Origin of the sequence: Bosea sp. 685 (assembly GCF_031884435.1) — a bacterium.
GTDB lineage: Bacteria > Pseudomonadota > Alphaproteobacteria > Rhizobiales > Beijerinckiaceae > Allobosea.
In genome coordinates this window covers 2,809,260-2,826,259 of the sequence record NZ_CP134779.1, presented here as the reverse complement: position 1 = coordinate 2,826,259, position 17,000 = coordinate 2,809,260, and the positions used below count along the sequence as shown (strand labels likewise).

The 17,000-nt window shown below is 65.3% G+C and carries 18 protein-coding genes; 11 read left to right on the top strand and 7 right to left on the bottom strand.

Going from position 1 to position 17,000, the window contains the following annotated elements:
- Window positions 1-53 precede the first annotated feature (53 nt).
- From sufB to RMR04_RS14765, 8 genes are all read left to right on the top strand, one after another.
- Window positions 54-1,526, top strand: coding sequence for a Fe-S cluster assembly protein SufB (gene sufB / locus RMR04_RS14800; protein ID WP_311915351.1), 1,473 nt, complete (start codon window positions 54-56; stop codon window positions 1,524-1,526).
- Window positions 1,527-1,674: 148 nt separating this feature from the next.
- Window positions 1,675-2,427 carry a Fe-S cluster assembly ATPase SufC gene (sufC, locus tag RMR04_RS14795; RefSeq protein WP_311915350.1) on the top strand — a complete coding sequence of 251 codons (753 nt, stop codon included), beginning with the start codon at window positions 1,675-1,677 and terminating at the stop codon, window positions 2,425-2,427.
- The gene (locus RMR04_RS14790; protein WP_311915349.1) at window positions 2,427-3,776 is read left to right on the top strand and encodes a SufB/SufD family protein; all 1,350 of its coding nucleotides are present in this window, start codon (window positions 2,427-2,429) and stop codon (window positions 3,774-3,776) included. Before sufC ends, RMR04_RS14790 begins: the two co-directional genes overlap by 1 nt.
- Window positions 3,776-3,979 (top strand): tautomerase family protein, encoded by a 204-nt coding sequence (locus tag RMR04_RS14785; RefSeq protein WP_092165436.1) that lies wholly within the window; start codon window positions 3,776-3,778, stop codon window positions 3,977-3,979. Before RMR04_RS14790 ends, RMR04_RS14785 begins: the two co-directional genes overlap by 1 nt.
- Window position 3,980: 1 nt before the next feature.
- The gene (locus tag RMR04_RS14780) at window positions 3,981-5,219 is read left to right on the top strand and encodes a cysteine desulfurase (protein ID WP_311915348.1); all 1,239 of its coding nucleotides are present in this window, start codon (window positions 3,981-3,983) and stop codon (window positions 5,217-5,219) included.
- A 70-nt stretch (window positions 5,220-5,289) separates the two neighbouring features.
- Window positions 5,290-5,628, top strand: coding sequence for an SUF system Fe-S cluster assembly protein (locus tag RMR04_RS14775; RefSeq protein ID WP_410492264.1), 339 nt, complete (start codon window positions 5,290-5,292; stop codon window positions 5,626-5,628).
- Between the two features lie 37 nt (window positions 5,629-5,665).
- On the top strand, window positions 5,666-5,995 hold the full coding sequence (locus tag RMR04_RS14770) for a hypothetical protein (protein ID WP_311915347.1): 330 nt from the start codon (window positions 5,666-5,668) through the stop codon (window positions 5,993-5,995).
- Between the two features lie 87 nt (window positions 5,996-6,082).
- On the top strand, window positions 6,083-6,970 hold the full coding sequence (locus tag RMR04_RS14765; protein WP_311915346.1) for a PhzF family phenazine biosynthesis protein: 888 nt from the start codon (window positions 6,083-6,085) through the stop codon (window positions 6,968-6,970).
- 43 nt (window positions 6,971-7,013) lie between these two features.
- Here RMR04_RS14765 and RMR04_RS14760 read toward each other — a convergent pair whose 3' ends face one another.
- Both RMR04_RS14760 and RMR04_RS14755 read right to left on the bottom strand, forming a co-directional pair.
- The gene (locus RMR04_RS14760; RefSeq protein ID WP_311915345.1) at window positions 7,014-7,388 is read right to left on the bottom strand and encodes an MmcQ/YjbR family DNA-binding protein; all 375 of its coding nucleotides are present in this window, start codon (window positions 7,386-7,388) and stop codon (window positions 7,014-7,016) included.
- A gap of 14 nt (window positions 7,389-7,402) precedes the next feature.
- Window positions 7,403-8,476, bottom strand: a complete 1,074-nt coding sequence (locus RMR04_RS14755; protein ID WP_311915344.1) for a malate/lactate/ureidoglycolate dehydrogenase — start codon at window positions 8,474-8,476, stop codon at window positions 7,403-7,405.
- A 184-nt stretch (window positions 8,477-8,660) separates the two neighbouring features.
- Between RMR04_RS14755 and RMR04_RS14750 the strand changes: the two genes are divergently transcribed.
- The gene (locus tag RMR04_RS14750) at window positions 8,661-9,056 is read left to right on the top strand and encodes a HesB/IscA family protein (RefSeq protein WP_181011698.1); all 396 of its coding nucleotides are present in this window, start codon (window positions 8,661-8,663) and stop codon (window positions 9,054-9,056) included.
- Between the two features lie 10 nt (window positions 9,057-9,066).
- Window positions 9,067-9,426 carry a TfoX/Sxy family protein gene (locus RMR04_RS14745; RefSeq protein WP_311915342.1) on the top strand — a complete coding sequence of 120 codons (360 nt, stop codon included), beginning with the start codon at window positions 9,067-9,069 and terminating at the stop codon, window positions 9,424-9,426.
- Here the strand turns inward: RMR04_RS14745 and RMR04_RS14740 are convergent.
- Window positions 9,386-10,444: a GGDEF domain-containing protein gene (locus RMR04_RS14740; protein ID WP_311915341.1), complete on the bottom strand. Its 1,059-nt coding sequence runs from the start codon at window positions 10,442-10,444 to the stop codon at window positions 9,386-9,388. The genes RMR04_RS14745 and RMR04_RS14740 overlap by 41 nt on opposite strands.
- Window positions 10,445-10,662: 218 nt before the next feature.
- Window positions 10,663-12,228: a DEAD/DEAH box helicase gene (locus tag RMR04_RS14735; protein ID WP_311915339.1), complete on the bottom strand. Its 1,566-nt coding sequence runs from the start codon at window positions 12,226-12,228 to the stop codon at window positions 10,663-10,665.
- Between the two features lie 225 nt (window positions 12,229-12,453).
- On the opposite strand from RMR04_RS14735, the gene RMR04_RS14730 reads away from it, so the two are divergent.
- A complete protein-coding gene (locus RMR04_RS14730) occupies window positions 12,454-13,152 on the top strand; it encodes an alpha/beta fold hydrolase (protein ID WP_311915338.1) in 699 nt (232 codons plus the stop codon).
- Window positions 13,153-13,262: 110 nt separating this feature from the next.
- Here RMR04_RS14730 and RMR04_RS14725 read toward each other — a convergent pair whose 3' ends face one another.
- The 3 genes from RMR04_RS14725 to parE form a co-directional block, all read right to left on the bottom strand.
- Window positions 13,263-13,523, bottom strand: a complete 261-nt coding sequence (locus RMR04_RS14725) for a hypothetical protein (RefSeq protein WP_311915337.1) — start codon at window positions 13,521-13,523, stop codon at window positions 13,263-13,265.
- 117 nt (window positions 13,524-13,640) lie between these two features.
- Window positions 13,641-14,576 (bottom strand): LysR family transcriptional regulator, encoded by a 936-nt coding sequence (locus RMR04_RS14720; protein ID WP_311915336.1) that lies wholly within the window; start codon window positions 14,574-14,576, stop codon window positions 13,641-13,643.
- A gap of 195 nt (window positions 14,577-14,771) precedes the next feature.
- Window positions 14,772-16,718 (bottom strand): DNA topoisomerase IV subunit B, encoded by a 1,947-nt coding sequence (parE, locus tag RMR04_RS14715; RefSeq protein WP_311915335.1) that lies wholly within the window; start codon window positions 16,716-16,718, stop codon window positions 14,772-14,774.
- Window positions 16,719-17,000 lie beyond the last annotated feature (282 nt).

Below are 17,000 nucleotides of genomic sequence, written 5' to 3'. Positions count from 1 at the left end.
TCCGATAGATGACCAAACCGGCGGGCCTTGAACCCGCGACTGGAGAGTAGGCAATGGCAGCGGTCCAAGAGACCATTGATCAGGTCAAGTCGATCGACGTGACCGAATACAAATACGGTTTCGTCACCGAGATCGAGGTCGACAAGCCCGCCAAGGGCCTGACCGAAGACACGGTGCGCTACATCTCGGCGCGCAAGAACGAGCCGGAATGGATGCTGGAATGGCGGCTCGACGCCTTCCGCCGCTGGAAGACCATGACCGAGCCGGCCTGGTCGCGCGTGCAGTACCCGCCGATCGACTATCAGGACATCTACTACTACGCCGCGCCGAAGAAGGGCGCCGATCCGAAATCGCTCGATGAGGTCGATCCGGCGATCCTGGAGACCTACAAGAAACTCGGCATCCCGCTGCGTGAGCAGGAGATTCTGGCCGGGGTTGCGCCGGAAAACCGGGTCGCGGTCGATGCGGTGTTCGACTCGATTTCGGTCGTCACCACCTTCAAGAAGGAGCTGGCCGAGGCCGGCGTGATCTTCTGCTCGATCTCGGACGCGATCCAGGAACATCCCGAGCTGGTGCGGAAATACCTCGCCACCGTCGTGCCGGTGACCGACAACTATTTCGCGACGCTCAACTGCGCCGTCTTCACCGACGGCTCCTTCGTCTACATCCCCAAGGGCGTGCGCTGCCCGATGGAATTGTCGACCTATTTCCGGATCAACGAACAGAACACCGGCCAGTTCGAGCGCACGCTGATCATTGCCGATGAGGGCTCCTATGTGAGCTATCTCGAAGGCTGCACCGCGCCCAAGCGCGACGAGAACCAGCTTCACGCCGCCGTGGTCGAATTGATCGCGCTCGACGATGCCGAGATCAAATACTCGACCGTGCAGAACTGGTATCCCGGCGATGCCGAGGGCAAGGGCGGCATCTACAACTTCGTCACCAAGCGCGGCGACTGCCGGGGCAAGAACTCGAAGATCTCCTGGACGCAGGTCGAGACCGGTTCGGCGATCACCTGGAAGTACCCATCCTGCATCCTGCGCGGCGACGGCTCGCGCGGCGAGTTCTACTCGATCGCGGTGTCGAATGGCGCGCAGCAGGTCGATAGCGGCACCAAGATGATCCATCTTGGCAAGAACACGACCTCGAAGATCATCGCCAAGGGCATCGCGGCGGGCAAATCCGACTCGACCTATCGCGGCATGGTCTCGGCCCACCGCAAGGCGACGGGCGCGCGCAACTTCACCAATTGCGATTCGCTGCTGATCGGCGACCAGTGCGGCGCGCACACCATCCCCTATATCGAGGCCAAGACCGCGACCGCGATCTTCGAGCATGAGGCGACGACCTCCAAGATCGGCGAGGACCAGCTGTTCTATTGCCAGCAGCGCGGCCTCTCGGCGGAGGATGCGGTGGCGCTGATCGTCAACGGCTTCGTCAAGGAGGTGCTGCAGCAACTCCCGATGGAGTTCGCCGTCGAGGCGCAAAAGCTGATCACGATCTCGCTGGAAGGCTCCGTTGGATAAGGGCGGTCATCCCGCACGCGATGCGGCGCCCAGTGCCGCTTCGCAGATGCGGGACCGCCTGCAGGACTATCACTGGACAAAACGGTCCCGTGTCTGCGGCGCATCGCTTCGCGCTGCACCGCGCACGGGATGACACAGGAACGAAACAATGCTCGAAATTCGCAATCTCGTCGTCAAGATCGCTGACGAAGACAAGCAGATCCTCAATGGCCTCAACCTCACCGTCAATGACGGCGAGGTCGCCGCGATCATGGGCCCCAACGGCTCCGGCAAATCGACGCTCTCCTATGTCATCGCCGGCAAGGAGGACTATGAGGTCCTCGACGGCGAGATCCTGCTGAACGGCGAGAACGTGCTGGAGATGGAGGCCGATGCGCGCGCCGCCGCCGGCATCTTCCTCGCCTTCCAGTACCCGCTGGAGATCCCCGGTGTCGCCACCATGACGTTCCTGAAGGCTGCGATGAACGCGCAGCGCAAGGCGCGCGGCGAGGCCGAATTGCTGACGCCCGACTTCATCAAGCGCGTGAACAGCGCAGCCGATGCGCTCAGCATCGACAAGGCCATGCTGCGCCGGCCGCTCAATGTCGGTTTCTCCGGCGGCGAGAAGAAGCGCATGGAAATCCTGCAGATGGCGCTGCTCTCGCCCTCGATGTGCATCCTCGACGAAACCGATTCCGGCCTCGACATCGACGCGCTGCGCATCGTCGCCGAGGGTGTGAACGCGCTCCGCGACAAGAGCCGCGGCTTCCTCGTCATCACCCATTATCAGCGCCTGCTCGAGCATATCGTGCCCGACACGGTGCACGTCATGTCAAAGGGTCGCATTGTGAAGACCGGCGGCAAGGAACTGGCGCTGGAGCTCGAGAAGAGCGGCTATGCGGCCTATGCGGAGGCGGCGTGATGGCCATAGTCACCCCGCTGAAGACGGCGGCCGAGCAGGCCCTGTCGCAGCAATTCGCCAATGTGAAGGCCGAATTGCCCGGCACACTGCCCGTGCGCAAGCTGCGCGAGGATGCCTTCGCCGGCTTCGAGGCCAAGGGCCTGCCGCATCGCCGGCTCGAATCCTGGCGCTATACCGATCTGCGCGGTCTGCTGCGCGAGGCGAAGCCGCTGGCGACCGCTGCCAGTGTCACGCCGGCGATCACCGCCCGGCTCGCGGCGCTGCCATTCGACGGCGTCCGGCTCGTGCTGGTCGATGGCGCTTTCGCGCCCGAGTTCTCGACGCTTGAAGGCCTGCCCGAAGGCGTGAGCGTTCAGCCGCTGACCGAGGCGCTGGTCTCGGCCCGCGAGGACCTGGCCCGCGTCCTGTCGGGGCCGAGCATCGCCGATAGCGATACCGGCCTGATGCTCAATACCGCGCTGATGCGCGACGGCGTCTTTATCGAGATTGCGGAAGGTGTCGAGCTCGATCAGCCGATCGCTATCGTCTCGCTGGCTTCAGGCGAGGAGGAGACTGCGATCTTCCACCGCTCGGTCGTGCTCGCGGCCAAGGGTGTCAAGGCGACGATCATCGAAGTCAGCGAAAGCACTGGGCCCAAGGCGTCCCAGATCAACGGCGCGATCGTTTTCGAGACCGGTGACGAGAGCGATGTGCAGCATCTGCGCCTCGTCACGCGCCAGGTTCCGGAGACCGTGCAGGTGCAGAGCCTGCTCGCGACAGTCGGCGCTCACGCCAAGTTCGAGAGCTTTGCGCTGGTCTGCAAGGCGGCCACGCTGCGCCAGCAATATTTCGTGAAATATGCCGGCGAACACAGCGAGATCGGCCTGCGGGGCGTTAATCTGCTTGGCGGAGCCGAGCATTCCGACGTCACTTTGGTGATGGACCATGCGGTGCCTCACGGTGTCAGCCGCGAGCTGTTCAAGAACATCATCGGCGGCGAGGCCACCGGTGTTTTCCAGGGCAAGGTCATCGTGCGCCCCCATGCGCAGAAGACCGATGGCGGCATGAAGAGCAACACGCTGCTGCTGAACGACGGCGCCTCGATGTTCAACAAGCCGGAGCTCGAAATCTTCGCCGACGACGTGGTCTGCGGCCATGGCGCGACCGTCGCGCAGATGGATGGCGAGCAACTCTTCTACCTGATGGCGCGCGGCCTGCCGCGGCCGCAGGCCGAAGCCCTGGTGCTGCAGGCTTTCGCCGGTGAGGCGGTCGAGTTCGTGACTGACGAGGATCTGCGCGCCTTCGTCATGGCCGAGATCGAAGCCTGGCTTTCCCTGCGCGAAGCCTCCTCGGTGGTGAGCGCGGTCTGATGCCCTACATCAATCTCCAGATCACCAAGGGCGCGACCCGCGAGCAGAAGGCGGAGATCGTCAAGGAGTTCACCGACACGCTGGTGCGCGTGCTCGGCAAGAATCCCGCGAACACGCATATCGTGATCCAGGAGATCGAGCGCGAGAACTGGGGCCATGCCGGCGCCCTTGTCGACAAGCCGCGCGAGCCGGGAAAGGCGTGACATGAACGCGATGGCGAAACCTTACGACGTCGAGGCGGTCCGCAAGGATTTCACCATCCTGTCGCGAGAAGTCTACGGCAAGCCATTGGTCTATCTCGACAATGCGGCCTCTGCGCAGAAGCCCGAGGTCGTGATCGAGGCGATGACGAAGCTGATGCGCGAGGACTACGCCAATGTCCATCGCGGCCTGCACTACCTCGCCAACGCCTCGACCGAAGCCTATGAGGCGGCCCGCGAGAGCGTCCGGCGCTTCCTCAACGCGGCGCATCTGGAGGAGATCGTCTTCACGCGCTCCTCGACAGGCTCGCTGAACACGGTCGCATCCTCGCTCGGGCGCTATCTGAAGATCCAGGAGGGTGACGAGATCATCCTCTCGATCCTGGAGCACCACTCCAATATCGTGCCCTGGCACTATTGGCGCGAGCGGCAAGGCGCGGTGATCAAATGGGCTCCGGTCGACGAGGACGGCAATTTCCTCGTCGAGGAGTTCGAGAAGCTGATCACGCCGCGCACCAAGGTGGTCTCGCTGACGCATATCTCGAACGCGATCGGCACGATCGTGCCGATCGCGGAGGTCGCGGCGATCTGCCGGGCCTACAAGATCCCGCTGGTCGTCGACGGCAGCCAGGGTGCGGTGCATCTGCCTGTCGACGTGCAGGCGCTGGGCTGCGATTTCTACTGCTTCACCGGGCACAAGACCTATGGGCCGACCGGCTCCGGCGTGCTCTGGGGCAAGCGTGAATGGCTGGAAAAGCTGCCGCCCTATGAAGGCGGCGGCGAGATGATCGTCACCGTCAGCGAGGACGCGATCACCTATAACGACCCGCCGCACCGCTTCGAATCCGGCACGCCGGCGATCATCGAGGCGGTCGGTCTGGGCGCGGCGCTCGACTACATGATGGCGCTCGGCCGTGAGAACATCGCGGCGCATGAGGCGAGCCTCAACGACTACGCCATGAAGCGGCTCGGCGAGATGAACTCGATCCGCATATTCGGCAAGGCCCGGCAGAAGGGCGCCATCATCGCCTTCGAGATGAAGGGCGCCCATGCCCATGATGTCGCGACCGTGATCGACCGGGCCGGCGTCGCGGTTCGGGCCGGCACCCATTGCGCCATGCCGCTTCTGGCCCGATATGGAGTGACATCGACCTGCCGCGCTTCATTCGGGCTCTACAACACGCTCGAGGAAGTCGATAAACTGGTCGAAGCCCTGCGGAAGGCCGAAACGCTGTTTGCGTGACGGCTGATCGCCTGAACTGGAATGAGCGATGACCGATACTGCCGAGGAACTGAAGCCGAATGCGCCGACCATGGGCGCGAGCTCCAGCCTGCCGCCCGAGGAGATCGATCGGCTCACCGACGACATCGTCGCCGCGCTGAAGACGGTCTACGATCCCGAAATCCCGTCCGACATCTACGAACTCGGCCTGATCTATCGCGTCGACATCGCTGATGATCGCCAGGTCGCGATCGACATGACACTGACCGCGCCGGGCTGTCCCGTCGCCGGCGAGATGCCGGGCTGGGTGGAGAACGCTGTCAGCACCGTGCCGGGCGTCTCGGGCGTGACCGTCAACATGACCTTCGATCCGCCTTGGGACCAGTCGCGCATGTCCGACGAGGCGAGAGTAGCACTCGATATGTGGTGAGCTGGACGCTCTCCCGCTGCGCATGCATGATGGCATCATGCGCATGACGAAGTGGGATTACGTCGCTTTTCCGATCCTGGCGGCGCTGCTGCTTGGCGTGACCTATGGCGCCTTGCGGCTGGTCGGTTTCTTCGGTCTCGGCATCCTCGGCCTCGTCATCGGCTTCATCGCGGTGCGCATGGACCTGGAACGCGACGGGGCGAGCAGCGGCCTTGCCGCGCAGTTCAAGGCGCGCGAACGTATGTCCCGCGCGGAGCGCGCCGGCTTGCATGCGGAACAAGCCTTTCGGTTGAAGCCGCTTTTCGTGGCGCAGGTCGTCGCGGCCGGCTTCATCATTCTCGGTTTTGGGCTCCATTTCCTGCTCTGATCGATCGCATTCGCTTTGTTCATTTCTGCGAGCCGCGAAACGGTGGCATCTGAAGCCGGGGCGTGATGCCGCCCGCCGGAGCCAGCCATGCGCAAATATGCCTATGAGACCGTCGACGTCTTCACCGAGACCCGTTTCGGCGGAAACCAGCTTGCCGTCTTCACCGATGCGCGCGGTCTCTCGGATGCTGAGATGCAGTCGCTTGCGGCGGAGATGAACTACAGCGAGACGACCTTCGTCCTGCCGCCGAGCGATGCCGCCAACGACGCCCGCGTGCGCATTTTTACGCGCAGTCACGAGATGCCCTTCGCCGGACATCCCAATGTCGGCACTGCCTTCGTCCTGGCCCGCCATGGGCGGGATCGCGACAGTGTGCTGCGCTTTGAGGAGTTGGCCGGGCTGGTCGAGGTCAGGGTCGCCAGCAACGCGCAAGGCGAGGTTCAGGGCGCCACCATCGCCGCGCCCCAGGCTCTCTCCACGGGAATAGAGTTGCTGGTCGAGGGGATCGCGGCCTGCGCCGGTCTCCAGCCCTCCGACATCGTGGTCGCCAACCATCGTCCGGTCCGCGCTTCGGTCGGTGTGCATTTCGTCCTTGCCGAGGTCGCCGCGGATGCATTGTCGAAGGCGCTGCCGGACATCGCGGCCTTCCGGGCCCTGCGTGACGCGACGCCCGCGCTCGAGGGCCGGCTCGCGCTGTTCATCTATGCCCGCGACGGCGCCACGATCCGGGCGCGGATGTTCGCGCCGCTCGGCGGCACCTGGGAGGATCCCGCAACCGGCAGCGCCAGCGCCACGACGGCTGCGCTCCTGCTATCCCTTCAGGGCGGCGAGACGGCAGAGTTCACGCTGACGCAGGGCGTCGAGATGGGGCGGCCGAGCCTGCTCAAGCTCAAGGCCTGGCGCGCGCCCGACGGCATCCGCGCCACGGTCGGCGGTTCCTGCGTGCCGGTGCTGCGCGGCGAGGCGCTGCTCTAAGGAGTCTCGTCTGGTCCGAAATCGCGGCGGGATACCGCGCGTTTCAAGCCTCGAGGCCGAGTTCCGCGCGGACGCGTTTGCTCAGCTTGGCGGCGATCAACCGGTGGCTCTCGCGCAGATAGTCCAGCAAGACCTCATCGGGCATGCCCTCATCGGTTTGACGCTGGATCCAGCTCATGCCGCGTGAGGCGAGGTAGGGGGCAGGGCGCAGGCCCGGCTGCTCCTTCAGGATGTCGTAGCTCGCCCAGGAGCATTTGAAGGTCACCGCGAAGGCCTCGTCCGCGCTCTCCCTGGCGATGGCAAAGACTTTGCCGCCGACTTGGCCGCCGACCTTCCAGACATGGGCATCGCCCCATTGCACGACATGGCTCGTGGCGGGGAGGGTGGCGCAGAAGGCGTCGTATTCAGCGAGCGTCATCGTCGCTGCCCTGTTCAGTAGCTCTCGGCGTCGATGCCGAAGCGCTTCGCCGCCGCACCGATCTGCGACCAGGTCTCGTCGTCGAGCGGAATGCCGGCCGTGGCCCGTTCGACCCGCGTCGCGCGCTCCTTGTCGCCCGGCGCCAGGACGGGATTGGCCTCGTCCTGCGGTTTGGCGGCGCGCACGAAGGCAAGATAGCTCTCGATCCGGCTCTTGCGGAGCGAGGCGTCGGGCTCCAGCCGGGCAGGGTCGATCAGCACGCCGAAGAGCGAATTGATGATCCAGCTCTTCTGCGGCTTCTCGTCGATGCGGGCGGCGCCCATCAGCCCGGCCGAGAGCAGTTCCGCGATCAGTGAGAGGCCTGCCCCCTTATGGTCGCCGAAGGGTAGGAGCGCGCCCAGCGGCAGGTCCGGGATGGCGTGCTGGAAGACGTGCTTGGGGTCGGTGGTCGGCCGGCCCTCGCCGTCGATGATGTAGCCCGGCGGCACCGGAACGCCCTTGTTCAGCGCGACGCGGGCCTTGCCATGGGCCATGCGGCTGGTGGCGAAATCGAGGATGATCGGATCGCCCTCCGGCACCGGAATGCCGATCGCGTGCGGGTTGGTGCCGAAGCGCGCTTCCTTGGCGGCGAAAGGGGCGACGATCGGTGCGCGTCCGGCGACATTGACCCAGAATAGTGAGATCAGCCCGGCTTCGGCAGCAACTTCCGCATAATGGCCGATGCGGCCGATATGGTGGGAATCGAGCAGGTTCAGGATCGCGACACCGCCGGCCTTCGCCATTGCGCCAGCCTGCTCGACTGCGTTGCGGGCAGCGGGCTGGCCGAGCGCGACCTGCGCATCGACGATCAGGAAGGGAGCAGCGTCGAGCCGGGCTTGGGGCCTGGATTGCGGCTTCAGATTGCCGTCGGCCAGCGACTGGAAATAGAGCGGGATCATCCCGACGCCATGGCTGTCATGGCCGCTCAGATTGGCCAGGACGAGATGGTCGGCGGTCTCCCGCGCCTCGGCTTCCGTCCAGCCGGCCTTGGTGACCATGTCGCGGATGAGGGCGCGGAGCGCTTCGGGGCGGTGCGTGCGGTAGGTCATCGTCTGTCGTCTTCGTCCCTTCTTCGAGGCGGCCACAGTGCATGAGCGGGCGCTTCACGCAATGCGCGCAGTGAAAGGACGGCCGTGCACTCCGGCATCTCGACGTTGTGCTCACCAATCCTTATGTTGTGGACTGCAATCTTGCTTCATCGGGCCTTTAACCCGATCGAGGAGGGACACTCTGATGTTTTCGATTCCAGGCCTGAAGGTGGTCTCCCTGACCGACGCGGCCGCCTCGCGCATCCGCGAGATCATGGCGCAGTCGGCGCTCGACAATCCCGACGCTCCGGCGCTCGGCCTGCGGGTCGGCGTCAAGAAGGGCGGCTGCGCCGGCATGGAATACACCTTCGAGGTGGCGCGCGAGACGGCCAAGGGCGACGAAGTCGTTTCCGAGAAGGACGCGACCGTGATCGTCGACGCCAAGGCCGTGCTGTTCCTGCTCGGCACCGAGCTCGACTTCAAGACCGACCGCTTCTCCTCGACCTTCGTATTCAACAACCCGAACCAGGTCTCGGCCTGCGGCTGCGGCGAATCGGTCGAGATCAAGCCCCGCGCCGAGAGCGCGCTCGCGGCGCACTGAGCCCGCCGCGATGGATGCCGAAGGCATCCGCGAACTCTTCGCAGATATCTTGCCGGTGCGGGTGCGCAGGTTGTTCGGCGGTCTCGGTGTCTATGACGGCGAGACGATCTTCGCCCTGGTCTTCAAGGGTGACATCTATCTCAAGATCTCTCCTGCGACGCTGGAGCGCTTCGTTGCCGCTGGCTGCCGGCCTTTTACCTATGAAGCGCGCAGCCGTGAGCGCGCGCTCGGCTATTGGAGCCTGCCGGATGCCGCGCTGGATGACTTGGATACGTTGAGAATCTGGACGGATCTCGCGCGCGAGGCGGCGCGGCAAAAGGCGTCTCGCCTCAAGCTACGCGGCTCAAGGCTTCGAGCGCCTCTTCGGTGACGGTGCGGTTGCGGCCGTCGCGCTTGGCTTGCATCAGGGCCTGGTCGGCGCGGTCGACGAGCGAACCGGCGGTATCGCCGCGACGATAGCCTGCGACGCCGAGCGAGATGGTGATGCGGCCGAGATTCTCGTTGGTCGAGCGCTTTACGAGTTCGCGCGTCAGCAGGGCCTGGCGCACGGTCTCGGCGCCGAACTTGCCGGCGACGAGGTCGGCCTCCGGCAGGATGATCGCGAATTCCTCGCCGCCGAAGCGGGTGATCACCGCCTTTTCCTTGAATTTGTCCCTCATGGTGCGGGCAACGAGGCGCAGCACCTGGTCGCCGGTGAGATGGCCATGGGCGTCGTTGAACTTCTTGAAGTAGTCGATATCGGCCATGACCAGCGCGAAGGGCTCGCGGCGCAAAGTCGCCTGATCGATCGATTTCTGCAGCATTTCCTCAAAATGGCGGCGGTTGGCGAGGCCGGTCAGCGGATCGGTCAGAGCCTCGGCGCGGGTCATCTCCAGCGCCTCACGGAGATTGCGGATCTCGTTGGAGCTGTTGCGGAGCTGGGCTTCGAGCTGGGTCTTGCGGGAGACCTCCTCGCGCGTCGACAGCACCAGCGCCTCGACCCATTCGCGCAGCCTCAGCCGGTCGGCCGGCGGCGGCACGTCCTCCGACATGGCCGAGAGGCGGCCATGATAGCGCTCGCTGGACACAAGCGTCTTGTCGACCAGCGACATCAGCCCGTCGATCTCGCCCAGCACTTGGAGGCTCGTGCGCTCGGCCTGCTTGGCAAGCCGGTCATTGCCGATGAAGCGCTCATAGAGATTGTCGATGTCGGCGACACCGACCTTGCCCTCGCTGCCGGCGAGGATCGCGTTCATCGCCATGCTCACGGCCGGCATCTCGCCGCTGAGATGGGCGTACCAGACCTCGAAAGCGCGCGGATAACCCGGGGAACCGTGTTCGCGCATCGCCGCGACGACCTGATCGGCCAGATCACAGGATTGAGCGGAAATCTGCGCGTGGTCGCTCATTGCCGATAGCCCGGACATGAAGCCGGTTCATGGCTTTCGACCATGACAGCCTCGATTGCACATCGAAGCGGGACATCCTGTCCGTCTCAACGGCGGCATGCGCCCGTTCATGGCCGCTGCGCTAACAGCAGCCATTCGGGAAACATGACGCCTCTGAGTTAATGCCAGGTTATGCCCTAAGGTCAGATCTTATTAGAGGCTGTTATGGACTCTGGGATTCAGCCGACCTTGACGGGACGCATCAGGAAGGCCGGCACATGATCGCCGAGCCCCTTGACCTTGGGACCATCATCATCGTCGCGCCGACGCGGCTCAGCAGCGCGCTCAGGCCTGGCGGCGCGAGGCTCGGGGCCGCGCTCCGGCTTGGCTGAACGAGGTTCCGGCGCCCGCTCCGGCTTGGCGGCCTGAGGAGCGGGGCTCTCGCCACGGATCTTGGTCTTCGTCGGCCCGTCCGCCTCGGGGCGACGGCGGCGCGGCGCGGCTTCGTCATCGGAGGCGGGGCGTTCCACCCGGATCGGGCGCGGTGTCGTCTCGGGCTCGGCGCGAGGGCCGCGCTCGGGGCGACCACGGCCACCGCCACGCGCCGGACGGCGATCCTCTCCACGTCCGCCGCGACCGCCATGGCGCTCCTCGCGCGGAGCGCCGGGCGGCAATGTATCGACGCCGCCGCCTTCCCAGGCGATGGGCTGGCCCATCAGCTTCTCGATCGCCGTGACGAGCTTCTCGTCATGGCGCGTCACGATGGTGAAAGAGGCACCCTCGCGGCCGGCGCGGCCGGTGCGGCCGATGCGGTGGACGTAATCCTCGGCATGGGTCGGCACATCATAGTTGAAGACATGGCTGACCGCGGGGATGTCGAGCCCGCGGGCGGCGACGTCGCTGGCGACCAGGATCGGGTTCTCGCCGGTGCGGAAGGATTCCAGCGCCGCCATGCGGGCGTACTGGTCCATGTCGCCATGAAGTGAGACGGCCGGGAAACCGTGCTTCTGCAAGGACTTATGCAGCGTTGCTACATCGCGCTTGCGGTTGCAGAACACGATCGCGTTCTGCAGATCCTTGGCTTCCTTGATCAGCTTGCGCAATGTCTCGCGCTTCTCGAAATCCTGCCCGTTAGAGGCGATCAGGCGCTGCGTGATCGTGGTCGCCGCGGTTGCCGGGCGCGAGGCCTCGATGCGCACCGGATTGTGCAGGAACTGCTCGCTGATGCGCGTGATCTCGGGCGGCATCGTCGCGGTGAAGAACAAGGTCTGCCGCGTGAAGGGCACAAGCTTACACACCCGCTCGATGTCGGGGATGAATCCCATGTCGAGCATGCGGTCGGCCTCGTCGATGACGAGGAGCTCGACACCGGTGAGTAGCAGCTTGCCGCGCTCGACGTGGTCGAGCAGGCGGCCGGGCGTCGCGATCAGCACGTCAACGCCGCGGGTGATCTTGGCGTCCTGGTCGCCGAAGGAGACACCGCCGATCAGCAGCGCGACGGAGAGCTTCTGGTTGACGCCGTAGCGGGAGAAGTTCTCCTCGACCTGGGCGGCGAGCTCGCGTGTCGGTTCCAGGATCAGGGTACGCGGCATCCGGGCCCGGGCGCGGCCGTTTTCCAGAATGGTCAGCATGGGCAGGGTGAAGGCTGCCGTCTTGCCTGTACCGGTCTGGGCGATGCCGAGAACGTCGCGGCGGGCGAGAACGTGGGGGATGGCCTGGGCTTGGATCGGGGTCGGCGTGGTGTAGCCTGCAGTCGTGACCGCAGTCAGAACCTTTTCACTCAGGCCGAGTTCGGCAAATGACATCGATTGTTGCGCTTCTTCAGGGTCGGTTACTCGAGGCGGGATGACCTATCAACCGCGACGGTGGCGCGACATCTCTTTCCAGCGCGCCTTCGGACTTCCGTGCAATGCAGAAAAAGCGCGGCGAAGTCAATAAACTAGAGAGTGATGTCGAAAACTGGGGCATGGCTTTCGAACGGCATCGCGCTTTGAATTTGGAACGAGGCCATCACGGATATGATCGACGCCATGCAGGAACCGCTTGTTCTGATCCCGGGGTTGAGCTGCGACGCCTCCCTCTATGCGCCGCAATGGCCGGCTCTGGCCACTGGGGGCAGGCCGATCCTCGTCGCCGAGCACGCGCGCGACGAAACTCTCGACGCCATCGCGCGACGGCTGCTCGCTGCGGCCCCGCCGCGCTTCGCGCTCTGCGGCCTGTCCATGGGCGGCTATATCGCTTTCGAAGTGATGCGGCAGGCGCCGGGGCGCGTCACGCGATTGGCGCTTCTCGACACCAGCGCCAAGCCGGCGACGCCGGAGACGAACACACCGCGCGAACAGATGATCGCCCTGGCGCAGAAGGGGGCCTTCGACAATGTCACGACCTTGCTCTGGCAGCGCTTGGTCGCGCCGGCGCGCCTTGCCGACGAGGCCCTGCGGTTGTTCGTCAGGCGGATGGCGGAAGAGGTCGGTGTGGACGGTTTTATCCGGCAGCAGCGCGCGATCATGACGCGGCCCGACTCGCGGCTCGGACTGGCGGCGATTGGCGTGCCGACGCTCGCCTTGGTCGGCGAGGAGGATTTGATCACGCCACTGAGCGAGGCACAGGAGATCGCGGCCGGGATCGGTGCCAATGCCAGGCTGGTGGTCGTGCCGGGCTGCGGCCACCTCTCGACGCTTGAGGCGCCGGATGCCGTGACCGGCGAGTTGCTGGCCTGGCTCGGATAAAGCGCTTTCGAGCGAAGCGGACACCGGCTCGCATGAAGAAATCGCGTTAAAACAATGGCCTAGCTAGAGCAATCGAACGATCTCATCAGATCGGAAACCGCCCTAAAATCTCAGCGCGGGACCACGCAGGGGTCGAGACGGGTCTGGTTCGCCGTCTTCTGAAGCGAGCCCGTGATCATCGGATCGACCGGCTTGCCTTTCGAGGCAGCGGAGGCGATCTGCGTCAGACGCTCGGTGTCGAGCTTGGCGGTCTGGGTCGAGACGAAATTCACCGCGACGACCGACAGGAAACCGATCACGGCGGCCGCCTTGGCGACGTTGGCGACCATAGTGCCGCGCTCGTTCTTCCAGAAGAGTTCGATCAGCCGCATCTGGCCCGCTCCGCACCGTTTGGGCGCCAAGGCACCCTTCACGATGACCTTGCGCCATCAGCGGTAAAAAGACGGTTAGCAAATCCTTGCCGCGATCCGGCGTCATCTATGAAACCGCTAGAGCCGTGCGGTGTCGATCTCTGGGCTCAACTGGCCGCTGAGTCTGGCGCGATTGCTGCGAAACAGCTCTCGCAAAGCGCCCAGCACGGCAAGAACGGCGGGCCGCTGCCGCGAAACCTCATGCGAGACCAGGAATATCTCGTCCGCAGTCCGATCCGGTGGCGGCTGCAGCCGCACCAGCGTCTCATCGGCGTCGCCCATGAAGCACGGGACCATCGAGACCGCGCCGGCCGAGCGGACGCTTTCGTAGCGCGCCGCTGAATCGCCGACGCGCGCCGCGACAGGGCGGCCTGCAGCCCATTCGAGGATGTGCTCTTCGATTCGCGACGACACGTCCCGGCTGACCGAGATGATCGGCGCCGTCGCAGGGTCGATATCCCGCCGGACATAGAGCGCCTGCACGAGCCGCCCGATTTTCTGGGCAAAATAACCTTGCTGTTCCGGCACCTTGCTCATGCGCAACGCGATGTCGGCATCGCCCCGCGCGAGGTCGAGCTTGTCGCGGGTGCTGATGATGACGATTTCGATCCCTCCGGCGGCGGCGGAAATCGTCGTCGCATGCATCGTCAGGAACAGGCTGATCGAGGTCGTGGCGGTGATCTTGACCGGCGCACTGTCCGAGGCGCGCGCTGCCCGCGCCCGGCTGGAAAAACGCTCGGCGGCGGCGGCGACCTCGCTTGCATCCCGCGTCAGGGCCTGGCCGATCTCGGTCAGGATCAGGCGATTGGCGGCGCGCCGGAACAGTTGCAGCCCGAGCCTTGCCTCGAAAGCCTTCAGCCTTCGGGCGACCGTCGCTTCGCTCAGCCCGAGTTGCGCCGCCGCCACGGCCAGCGCCCCGCTCGTGGCGATGGCGTGGAAAATTCCGATGTCGTCCCAGCCGGGGGAAACCAGATCGCCGTGGCGTCGAGCTTGAGAGGGAGGAGGCTGCCCCATGCGGTTACCGGCCAGGCTTGCGGGGAGCGAGCCGCATGGCTCGCGAAGACGTGGCGGGGATCGCGGGAGGGTTTGTTCGACATGCCGGCAAGGTGCCGGCTCCGATCCGTCTTGGCAGCCCGGCAGCTATGACGGGCAGGCTCCCGAAAACGAAGGGGTGCCAATGGCCTGGCCGGGCTTGCCAGGCCTGGCGCCTCACAGGTCGATGAGCTCGCCGGCGAAGGCCGCGCGCTCCTGGATGAAGATGAAGCGGGCTTCCGGCTTGTTGCCCATCAAGCGCTCGACCGTCTCCGAGGTCTCGTCGCGAGCCTCGTGCTCGACCATGACCTTGAGCAGGATGCGCTTGGCCGGGTCCATGGTGGTTTCCTTGAGCTGGGCCGGCATCATTTCACCCAGGCCCTTGAAGCGGCTGATCTCCGGCTTCCTGCCCTTGAAGATGCTCTCGATCAGCTCGTCCTTATGGGCGTCGTTGCGGGCATAGACCGACTTGCCGCCATGCTGGAGCCGGTAAAGCGGCGGCACGGCGAGGTAGAGATGGCCCTTCTCGATCAGGCGCGGCATCTGCCGCCAGAAGAAGGTCACCAGCAGCGAGGCGATATGGGCGCCATCGACATCGGCGTCGGTCATCACGATGACCTTCTCATAGCGCAGGTCATCCTCGCGGAACTGGAGGCCGATGCCGCAGCCCAGAGCCAGGATCAGATCGGCGAGCTGCTGATTGGCGTTGAGCTTGTCGCGGGTGGCGTTGGCGACGTTCAGGATCTTGCCGCGCAACGGCAGAATGGCCTGCGTCGCACGGTTGCGCGCCTGCTTGGCCGAGCCGCCGGCGGAATCGCCCTCGACGATGAAGAGCTCGGAGCCGGCGGCGCCCGCGCTCGAGCAATCCGCAAGCTTGCCGGGTAGGCGCAGCTTGCGGGTCGCGGTCTTGCGCGAGACTTCCTTTTCGAGGCGGCGGCGCAAGCGCTCCTCAGCGCGGTCGACCGACCAGTCGAGCAGGCGCAAGGCCTGCTGCGGCGCGGCGGCGAGCCAATGGTCGAAGGCGTCGCGCACCGCGTTCTCGACGATGCGGGCTGCCTCCAGCGTCGCCAGCTTGTCCTTGGTCTGGCCCTGGAACTCCGGCTCGCGGATGAAGACCGAGAGCATCGCGGCGCAGGTCGCCATCACGTCGTCGGAGGTGACCTGGGCCATGCGCTTGGACTGGCCGATGCGCTCGGCATGGTCGCGCAGACCGCGCAGCAACGCGACGCGCAGGCCCTGCTCATGCGTGCCGCCCTCGGGCGTCGGGATCGTGTTGCAATAGGAGGAGGAGAAGCCGTCCTCGCCGGTCGCAAGCCAGGCAATCGCCCATTCGAGCGAGCCATGGCCGCCATCCTTGGTGATCTTGCCGGAGAATATCGGCTCGGCGACGAGGTCCTTGCCCTCGATCTCGCGCCCAAGATAGTCGCGCAAGCCGCCTGGGAATCGGAAGATGGCTTCCGCCGCGACATCGCCTTCAGGCTGCAGCAGCGAGGGCGCGCAGCGCCAACGGATTTCGACGCCGCCGAAGAGATAGGCCTTCGAGCGGGCCATGCGGAACAGGCGTGCGGGCACGAAATGCGCGCCCTCGCCAAAGATCTGGGCATCGGGGTGGAAGCGCACGCGCGTGCCGCGCCGGTTGGCGACCGCGCCGACCGTCTCCAACGGGCCCTGCGGCAAGCCGCGCGAGAAGTGCTGGCGGTAGAGCATCTTGCCGCGCGCGACCTCGACCTCGAGCCGGTCGGACAGGGCATTGACCACGGAGACGCCGACGCCGTGCAGGCCGCCGGAGGTCTCATAGGCCTTGGAGTCGAATTTTCCGCCGGCATGCAGCGTCGTCATGATGACTTCGAGCGCCGATTTGCCCGGGAATTTCGGATGCGGGTCGACGGGAATGCCGCGGCCGTTGTCGGTTACGGCGATCGAGCCGTCTTCCAGCACCTCGACATCGATGAAGCTGGCGTGTCCCGCCACGGCTTCGTCCATGGCGTTGTCGATCACCTCGGCGAAGAGATGGTGCAGGGCGCGCTCATCCGTGCCGCCGATATACATGCCGGGCCGGCGCCGCACAGGCTCCAACCCTTCGAGGACCTCGATCGCCGAGGCGTCATAGCCGGCTTCAGACAAGGTGCCGTTGCGTGGCGGCGCCGGGGGGGAGAGGGCTTTGCGGGATTGGCGGGAGCGGAAGCCACGGCGCGCGGCTCCGGCTTTGGCTGCGCCGGTGGCTGCCGGTCGCCATCCCCGCCGAAAAGATCGCCGTTCTCCGTCATGGCCGTGGTCGATTCCCTGATTCGCAACTGCGAATGATAGCGCAGGCAGATACAAACCGCGCTGCGACACTGCCTATAGGCGCAAATGGCTTGAGGAAAAATGCGACAGGGCGCGCCATACGATGCGGCGCTGTGGACA

Excerpts from the sequence above, each read along its gene's own strand:
- RMR04_RS14750 (WP_181011698.1), top strand. The coding sequence starts at position 8,661 with ATGTTTTCGATTCCAGGCCTGAAGGTGGTCTCCCTGACCGACGCGGCC.
- RMR04_RS14740 (WP_311915341.1), bottom strand. The coding sequence starts at position 10,444 with ATGAGCGACCACGCGCAGATTTCCGCTCAATCCTGTGATCTGGCCGAT.
- RMR04_RS14755 (WP_311915344.1), bottom strand. The coding sequence starts at position 8,476 with ATGACCTACCGCACGCACCGCCCCGAAGCGCTCCGCGCCCTCATCCGC.
- RMR04_RS14745 (WP_311915342.1), top strand. The coding sequence starts at position 9,067 with ATGGATGCCGAAGGCATCCGCGAACTCTTCGCAGATATCTTGCCGGTG.
- RMR04_RS14735 (WP_311915339.1), bottom strand. The coding sequence starts at position 12,228 with ATGTCATTTGCCGAACTCGGCCTGAGTGAAAAGGTTCTGACTGCGGTC.
- RMR04_RS14760 (WP_311915345.1), bottom strand. The coding sequence starts at position 7,388 with ATGACGCTCGCTGAATACGACGCCTTCTGCGCCACCCTCCCCGCCACG.
- RMR04_RS14770 (WP_311915347.1), top strand. The coding sequence starts at position 5,666 with ATGCGCATGACGAAGTGGGATTACGTCGCTTTTCCGATCCTGGCGGCG.
- RMR04_RS14720 (WP_311915336.1), bottom strand. The coding sequence starts at position 14,576 with ATGGGGCAGCCTCCTCCCTCTCAAGCTCGACGCCACGGCGATCTGGTT.
- sufC (WP_311915350.1), top strand. The coding sequence starts at position 1,675 with ATGCTCGAAATTCGCAATCTCGTCGTCAAGATCGCTGACGAAGACAAG.
- RMR04_RS14775 (WP_410492264.1), top strand. The coding sequence starts at position 5,290 with ATGGGCGCGAGCTCCAGCCTGCCGCCCGAGGAGATCGATCGGCTCACC.
- RMR04_RS14780 (WP_311915348.1), top strand. The coding sequence starts at position 3,981 with ATGAACGCGATGGCGAAACCTTACGACGTCGAGGCGGTCCGCAAGGAT.
- RMR04_RS14785 (WP_092165436.1), top strand. The coding sequence starts at position 3,776 with ATGCCCTACATCAATCTCCAGATCACCAAGGGCGCGACCCGCGAGCAG.
- RMR04_RS14765 (WP_311915346.1), top strand. The coding sequence starts at position 6,083 with ATGCGCAAATATGCCTATGAGACCGTCGACGTCTTCACCGAGACCCGT.
- RMR04_RS14790 (WP_311915349.1), top strand. The coding sequence starts at position 2,427 with ATGGCCATAGTCACCCCGCTGAAGACGGCGGCCGAGCAGGCCCTGTCG.
- RMR04_RS14725 (WP_311915337.1), bottom strand. The coding sequence starts at position 13,523 with ATGCGGCTGATCGAACTCTTCTGGAAGAACGAGCGCGGCACTATGGTC.
- sufB (WP_311915351.1), top strand. The coding sequence starts at position 54 with ATGGCAGCGGTCCAAGAGACCATTGATCAGGTCAAGTCGATCGACGTG.
- RMR04_RS14730 (WP_311915338.1), top strand. The coding sequence starts at position 12,454 with ATGCAGGAACCGCTTGTTCTGATCCCGGGGTTGAGCTGCGACGCCTCC.